General features: G+C 40.7%; 7 protein-coding genes (2 of these 7 cut by a window edge). All 7 read right to left on the bottom strand.

The features are described 5' to 3' along the window. Window positions 1–371, bottom strand: the 5' portion of a protein-coding gene (gene mpl17 / locus LEP1GSC062_RS15965) for a cell surface protein MPL17 (RefSeq protein WP_010576514.1). It extends 25 nt beyond the left edge of the window; 371 of the gene's 396 nt are visible here — the first part of the coding sequence; the start codon lies at window positions 369–371; its stop codon lies beyond the left edge, outside the window. Window positions 372–789: 418 nt separating this feature from the next. Continuing rightward, the gene (locus LEP1GSC062_RS15960) at window positions 790–1281 is read right to left on the bottom strand and encodes a YajQ family cyclic di-GMP-binding protein (protein WP_010576513.1); all 492 of its coding nucleotides are present in this window, start codon (window positions 1279–1281) and stop codon (window positions 790–792) included. Continuing rightward, window positions 1278–4202, bottom strand: a complete 2925-nt coding sequence (gene alaS, locus LEP1GSC062_RS15955) for an alanine--tRNA ligase (protein WP_020984789.1) — start codon at window positions 4200–4202, stop codon at window positions 1278–1280. Before alaS ends, LEP1GSC062_RS15960 begins: the two co-directional genes overlap by 4 nt. Window positions 4203–4289: 87 nt before the next feature. Then, window positions 4290–4688, bottom strand: a complete 399-nt coding sequence (gene rpsI / locus LEP1GSC062_RS15950) for a 30S ribosomal protein S9 (protein WP_004506213.1) — start codon at window positions 4686–4688, stop codon at window positions 4290–4292. A gap of 15 nt (window positions 4689–4703) precedes the next feature. Continuing rightward, window positions 4704–5153 (bottom strand): 50S ribosomal protein L13, encoded by a 450-nt coding sequence (gene rplM / locus LEP1GSC062_RS15945; RefSeq protein ID WP_010576512.1) that lies wholly within the window; start codon window positions 5151–5153, stop codon window positions 4704–4706. Window positions 5154–5504: 351 nt separating this feature from the next. Next, a complete protein-coding gene (locus tag LEP1GSC062_RS15940) occupies window positions 5505–6731 on the bottom strand; it encodes an acyltransferase family protein (protein ID WP_039942392.1) in 1227 nt (408 codons plus the stop codon). 587 nt (window positions 6732–7318) lie between these two features. Then, window positions 7319–7500, bottom strand: partial view of a TlyA family RNA methyltransferase gene (locus LEP1GSC062_RS15935; protein ID WP_010576511.1) — the final stretch only. 598 nt of this gene lie beyond the right edge of the window; only the last 182 of its 780 coding nucleotides appear in the window; the start codon falls outside the window, past its right edge; its stop codon occupies window positions 7319–7321.

The following is a 7500-nucleotide window of genomic DNA, read 5'->3' as shown; positions in this document are numbered from 1 at the left end:
ATTTTTCCGGGAATACAGATATTTTTATCGAAATTACAGTAGTAAATTTTTCCGTGAATTTCTAGTTCTCCTTTGCCGGTCACAATGAGAGGAATCGGATCGACAGACGCAAAATATTCTTTTTTCTTTTCGGAAGTTTTTCCTTTCACCTTCAGATCGGCTTTTTCCACTTTTACTCCGTTACCCGCATTCAAAAAAATCTTATGAGGAGCGTCCTTTTGAATACCGTAATTAGCCGGATAGGCGATTTTCAAAAGATAAGAATTTCCAAAACTTTTTTCCAGTTTGAATTTTACCGGGCTTTCCTCCCCGGCAAAAATTCCGGAGGAAACAAAACTTGCTAAAACACCGATGAGTAATATTTTTTTCATGCTAGTTTGACCAAATCAGGCTTCGATTTGTTTAAGAAAAGAATTCTTCCGTTCGACAACGCAGCATTCGAAACGAAAACCATAAATGAAAAAAATGATTCCTTGTGCACCGCGACCGTTTGTCTATTCGGCTTTGCAAAAAGCAATTTCACACAGAAATTTGATTAGGACGTTCTTTTTGGATTTTAGAGCTTATTTCTTAAGAAAAAATCCTTTGAGAACCTTGAACCTCACAGAATTGGTATGATTCTTGAACGTAAGACAGTTCCGAGAGTGATATTCTTAATGCAACGAAGCAAAGAAGGCCAGATCTTTATCCGTTTTGAATTCGGTCATAGGCAAAGTGGAACTCATCTACGATTTCTGCGTAGTTGCAAAGTTTGACAGAGAATCGCAACTCCGTCAAGAAGAAGGTCGATTACTTGTAATTCGTAAATTGAACGTCGAACGGAAGATCCGCATTCTTCAAAAGATGGATCACTTCTTGAAGGTCATCTTTTTTCTTACCGGTAACTCGAACGGATTCTCCCATAATCGTGACGTTGACCTTGAGTTTGGAATCCTTGATGACTCGGGTGACTTCTTTGGTTTGTTCTTTTTCCATACCCTTTCGGATCTTTACCTTCATCCGAACGGTTCCACCTGTCGCGGGTTCAATCTTGGATTTGAAATCGAAATTCTTCAATCCGATCCCTCTCTTTGCCATCTTGGAAATAAGAACGTCGATCACACTTTCGAGTTTGGCCTCGTTGTCCGAAACTAAAACGAGTTGTTCGTCTTCGAGTTGAATATCCGACTTGGAACCCTTAAAATCAAAACGGTTCTTGATCTCTCCGAGAGCCTGAGTCACTGCGTTGGTCAATTCCGGCTTACTGATTTCGGACACTACGTCAAAGGATGGATCGCTCATACTTTTTCTCCGGTTAAAGTTTGTTTTGCTAATTGGATCGCGAAAGAGATTGCGGATTCCAAGTTTTGCTTTTCCTTACCGCCGCCTTGAGCCATATCCGGCTTTCCCCCTCCCTTACCACCTAACATCTCGCAGACGGTTCTAACCAAATTCCCACAATGAATTCCCTTAGAAACGAGTTGGGAAGAGCAAGTGATCACGACACTCGCGTTATCCGCATTCTTACTTCCGAGAATCACGAGAAGATTGTTTTCCCGAACCTTGAGATTATCCGAAAGACCCTTGAGAGAATTCGGATCCTTGTCATCGAAGATTGCGGAAACAATCTTACCAATTCCAGTTTCGATCGAAGAAGAAAAAACTTTTTCGATTACGGAATTGTTATTTTCAAAATCTCTCGATTCCAAACTTTTTTTTGCTTTTAAGAATAAAGAAGTATTTTCCTCGATTTTGAAAACAATACTTTCGGAAAGGTCTCGGAAAAATGTAACCGCAGATGCTCCTTCCTTTTCAAGCTTTTCCCGAATTTCCTCCGGTCCGGGAACATGGGACGTTATCAGAAGATTTTTTTCCTCTTCACCTAACTCCGATTTGATTTTTAAGTTTAAATTTTGCACAGACTCGGTGAGCTCCGCAAAACGATTTTGAAACGTTTCGATCACCGCCGGACCGCATACGCCTTCGATACGACGATTACCCGCACCCGGAGAAGACTCTTTTTTAATAAAAAAATATCCGATTTCTCCCGTGTGGGAAACATGAGTTCCGCCGCAAAACTCGACCGAAGCGTCTCCCATCTGGACGACCCTCACTCGGTCTCCGTATTTTTCTCCGAAGGTCGCGATGGCTCCGGTCTTTTTCGCGTCGTCGATTCCAAGTTCCTTAGTCTCCACTTGGAAATCCTTACGAATCGATTCATTAACCCAGGATTCTATTTTGCGAATTTCTTCCGAAGTAAGCGCGGAAGGGTGAGAAAAATCAAAACGAAGATACTCAGGAGAAACGACGGAACCCTTTTGTAGGACATGATCTCCTAAAAGAGTTCGAAGCGCTCCGTTTAAAAGGTGGGTCCCCGAATGATGAAATCTAAGTCTCTCTCTGCGAGTCGCCTCCACTTCGGCCTCAAGTTCCTGGGCAATGGAGAATTCTCCGCTCAAAACCTCTCCAAAATGAAGAATGACGTCGTTTTCTTTTTGCGTATCCAAAACCTTGAATACGTTTTTCCCCTGACGCAAGAAGCCAATATCTCCGACCTGTCCCCCTCCTTCCGGATAAAAAGGAGTTTTGTTTAGAACGATCACACCTGTCTGTCCTTCTTTCAAAGTAGAAGAAGGTTTATAATCGTACGAGCCCATTTCATCTTTGCTTCCGAAGGAGCGCAATTCAGGTTGCTCGATTGGGAGTAACTTTGAATCTTTTTGCGATATAGAATCTGAACTTCGGTGCAATCTGTAGAATAAATGCGTAATATTCCCTTTTTCTAATACAGAAGAATAACCCAGAAACTCCGTCTTTCCCGTCTCCTGCCCCGTCATTAAAGAGATTTTATTGACTTTCCAGGATTCGCGGGAAACCTGCCTGTCCTTTTCTAGTTCTTCCTGAAATCCTTTTTTGTCGAAACCAAGCCCCTGTTCCACTACGATTTCCTCTGTCATCTCCGCAGGGAAACCGTAGGTCCCATAAAGTAAGAACGCATCCGTTCCGGAAAAGATCGGTTTGCCGGCAGATTTCGTTTTCTGAACGAGAAACTCGATCTTTTCGAGGCCGAGTTCCAAAGTTTTTAAGAAGAGTTCTTCTTCCGCGAGAATGGTCTTTGCAATCGCGGAGGCGTTCTTTCCAAGTTCCGGATAACGCGGTTTGTAAATCTCTACGACCTTATCGACGAGTTTATAAAGAAACGGTTCTCCGAAGTTCAACTTTCTCCCGAAAAGAGTCGCACGGCGGATCAAACGGCGGATCACGTAACCTCTTCCGGTTCTATCCGGATAAATTCCGTCTCCGATCGAAAACAACACAGAACGGATATGATCGGTTACAACTCTAAATGCGGTTTTCCTACTATCTTGAATTTGTTTAGTGTCATTTCTTTGAACTTGAACTCCGGACGGAATCGTTTCGTAGAGGATTCCAGATAATTCTTCGTAAAAGGAAATGATCTTGCGAAGTTCATCGGTATCGTAAACGGAATCTACTCCTTGTAACAAAAGAGCGACCCTTTCCAAACCAGAACCGGTGTCGATCCCAGTTTGTTTGAGCGGATGCAGATTTCCTTCCGTATCCTGATTGAATTGGTTGAATACTATATTCCAAAATTCTAAAAAACGATCGCAGTCGCAACCGGGTCCACAGGTCCCGCTAGTAGCGCAGTTCGGTCCGCCTTTCTCGATTCCCCGATCCAAATAGAGTTCCGAACAAGGTCCGCAGGCCCCGCTGTCCCCCGCCGGTCCCCAAAAGTTATCCTTTTTCCCTAAGCGCGTTATGCGGTCTTTGGGAATTCCTTTGGAAAGCCAGATTTTTTCCGCTTCGTCATCGTCCGTATAAACCGTAACCCAAATTTTATCCTTATCGAACCCGAAATGATTTACAGAACAATCGAGCGCGTATGTAATCGCCTCTTCCTTGAAATAATCTCCGAAACTGAAATTTCCGAGCATCTCGAAAAAAGTACAATGACGCTCCGTTTTACCGACCACTTCGAGGTCGGTGGTCCGAAGACATTTTTGACAGGAAGTCGCTCTTGTATAAGGAAGCTCAACCGCTCCGGTAAAGAACGGTTTGAATTGTACCATTCCCGCAGTCGTGAATAAAAGTGTGGGATCTCCCGCAGGAAGAAGAGAAGACGACGGAACCACGCTGTGGGATTTATCTTTGAAGTAGTTTAAAAAAATTTCGCGAATTTCCGATACGGTTTTTGGTTTCATGATACCTCTAAAATCAAAAAATGCCTGAAACTCTCGGACGAAAGAGATTCAGGCATTTCAAAAAACGAAATGAAATAAAAAAGAAACTTAACGTTTGGAGAACTGAGTTCCTCTTCTCGCTTTGTGAAGACCGTATTTCTTTCTTTCCACCATTCTCGGATCTCTTGTTAAAAATCCTTCTTTTTTTACAGCTGGACGGAACTCCGGTTTAATCCTGCAAATCGCTCTCGCAAGTGCGTGACGGATCGCTCCTACTTGGCCGGTGATTCCTCCTCCGGTTACATTCAGATTCAAATCATACTTGTCCTGAACGTTCAAAAGAGAAAGAGGACGAATCGCTTCATCAATGATTGCTTTGCGGTTTTGAAGATAGTCTTTGATATCTTTGTGGTTAACGGTGATTTTACCGGAACCTTCTTTGATTTTCGCGCGAGCAACGGAGGTCTTTCTTCTTCCTACAGCCCAAATTTCTTTTGTGGATGCCATTCTTATCAGGTCTCCTTAGATTTCCAGTTTCACAGGCTTTTGTGCCTGGAGGTTGTGTTCCGCACCCGAAAAAATTTTACAGTGGGTGAGTATTTTATCTCCGAGTTTGCTTTTTGGAAGCATTCCTTTTACCGCTTCGTAGATTACCTTTTCCGGTTGTTTTGTAATCAGATCCTTAAACACGGTTTCGGTCATCCCACCCGGATAACGAGAGTGATGATAGTATATCTTTTGCATTTCCTTGTTACCGGTTACTTTCACTTTGGACGCATTGATAACGATGATATTGTCCCCGCAATCTTGGTTCGGAGTAAAGGTGGCTTTGTGTTTTCCGCGAAGTCTTGCGGCGATCCCGGAAGCGAGTCTTCCCAGAGTTTTTCCTTCCGCATCCACTACAAACCAGCCTTTTACGGCATTTTCTTTCGTAAGAGAAGGAGTTCTATGCGCTTTTGATAATACTGACATGAAAATATCGTCCTGTAGAGGCCAGATTTTCGCTTTGACCCCCAAAGTCAAGAAAAAAGAGCCGGCACGTCCATTCCGGTTCGATTTGACACGGATACAAATCGGAATTTGGCCCCCTAATTTAAAGAATCGGTATTCAAGTTCCGCTTTTTTTGATTCCGAGTCCGCAGAATTTTGCGGTAGTTCCCACATTTCTTTCTCTATGCGCTTTCGATTCTAGAATTTGCGAAAATGTGGGAACTCTCACACATAAAGTACAAGTGGTCCCGGCAGAAGTCCCAAAAATTCTTCAAAAGGAATATGAGTAAAAGTAGACCGGAAAAGTTCTTTCTGATACAAGATAAATGAAAGTCACCGAGACGCAGACGAAAAAATCTTTTTAAAAAGGCGACTCAACGGCTCTTCAATATATCGATGTATCAACCAAGAAACCCCAAAGGTAAAAAGAAAACTCAGCACAAGGCTTAAAATAAAAAAAGCTAAGCCGGTTTCAAAAAGATCGGGCAACAACACTTTTAACACACCAAAAGAAATTAAGGAAAGAAGTAAATGCCATATATAAATCGTATAACTTAGATTTGCGATCGGAGTAATAAATTTTAGACTTAGCCCTTTGGCCAAAAGAGTGTTAGGAAAAAAGATTACCGATAAAAGAATAAACGAGTAAACGAAATCAATTAAGTTGAATCTTATCGTCCCTGAAAAAAAAGAATAAACGGATTCACTTTTTAAATTAATAAAAACTAAAATCAAAAAGGGTAATAGAATCAATAAAAAACTCACCGCACGACCCGATAGATATCTTTTCAGATAATCTCGGCGATTGACAATCCAATCCATGAGAATCACTCCCATAACAATGGAATCCGCACGAGTATGCGTAGGGCGGAAAACCAAGGTTTCATAATCCGTTCCAAAAATATCCGGACTAAGATAAATATAAACTCTCAACAAGCCGGGAATCAAATACAATCCCCAAAGAATACATTGTCTTGTAAAAAAATCCCGTTTAAACAGAATGAATCCGCACAAAAAAGGAAATATCAGATAAAATTGTTCTATTATGGATAGGAACCAAGTATGAATATTAGGCCCTCTTAGATAATTCCCAAGAAAAACGAAATCAGCCCAAGCGTTTTGTAAACCGTTATCCGTACTCTCCATAACATTCAAAGCCATTAATGTTTCAGGTACGGATAATTCTTTTGTCGCCACCCATTTTTCACTCATAGAGTAGGAAATCCGATTTATCAAATAACTAATCGTGATAAAAAGATAATAAACAGGAAGTAACCTATAATTTCTCCTTAAGAAAAAATCCAAATAACGAATTTTTCCGTTCTCCGACCATTCTTTCCACAAGGCCATAGAAATTAAAAAACCGCTGAGAATAAAAAACAAGTTCACTTCAAAGTGATGAAGTATTTCGATAAATGCTTGGAGAATTGCATTATTATTTGCGGAGGTATATCCGGAATAAAAATAATAATGATACACAAATACAACGACAATTGCAAACGCTCGCAATCCGTTCAGCTGTGGGATTTCCCCTTTTTTATTTTCTATTTTTTGCTCCATAAGCCCCGTTCTCATATTCAAATTTTATAATGTATCTTATTTTCAAATAAAGTCTGTAGAAGATAAAAAACAGGATCTTTCGTTATGGTTCCGGAACAAGCCCTTCTCTCAAACCGATTTATAAATTATCCTAAAAACTTTTAAGATTTATACTTTGTATTTTTTCGGACCAAAATGTAAAGTGAACTTTCAAATTCTTCGTTTGAATCTACTGATCTCTCCATAAAGAAGTACCGCCAATTTTAGCACAAATCCCCGTTTAAACGCAGAATTTCGGACACTCTATTATGTAGAGATGAGTAATGATTCATTTTCCTTTTGAAGATTTGACGTACAAGCTTAAGGCTCCCCATTTGTCAAACTTTATTCGCTTCAATCGCTTTCTTCCCGGAGTCGATATTTCCAATGACAAGAATCCCAAAAACAATCATCTCCGCATACTGCAATACGATCGAGATTTTATATTCGATGATCCACGCAGAAACTTTAGGATTCCATACAAGAATAAAATTTGAAAACTTTCCATTACGGTCTTATACAAAAAATAAAGTACGAATTCCAATTCCTTAAAACTCCGATTTTCCCCACTACAATTTCCAATACAAAAGGACCTCTTTATTTCCGGATCTACCCTCAATCGGAGACCATTCTAAGCCTAAAACAACACCTCCGATCTCTTTTTTGAGATAGTTACAGAGAGAACGAACGATCCTAATCCGAGTTTTAGAATCTCTTAAAACCCCTTTCATAAGATCTTTTTTATCCGCTT

The organism is Leptospira alexanderi serovar Manhao 3 str. L 60 (assembly GCF_000243815.2).
GTDB lineage: Bacteria > Spirochaetota > Leptospiria > Leptospirales > Leptospiraceae > Leptospira > Leptospira alexanderi.
The sequence above is the reverse complement of the archived record's forward strand: the minus strand, read 5'-3'. Positions and strand labels throughout refer to the sequence as shown.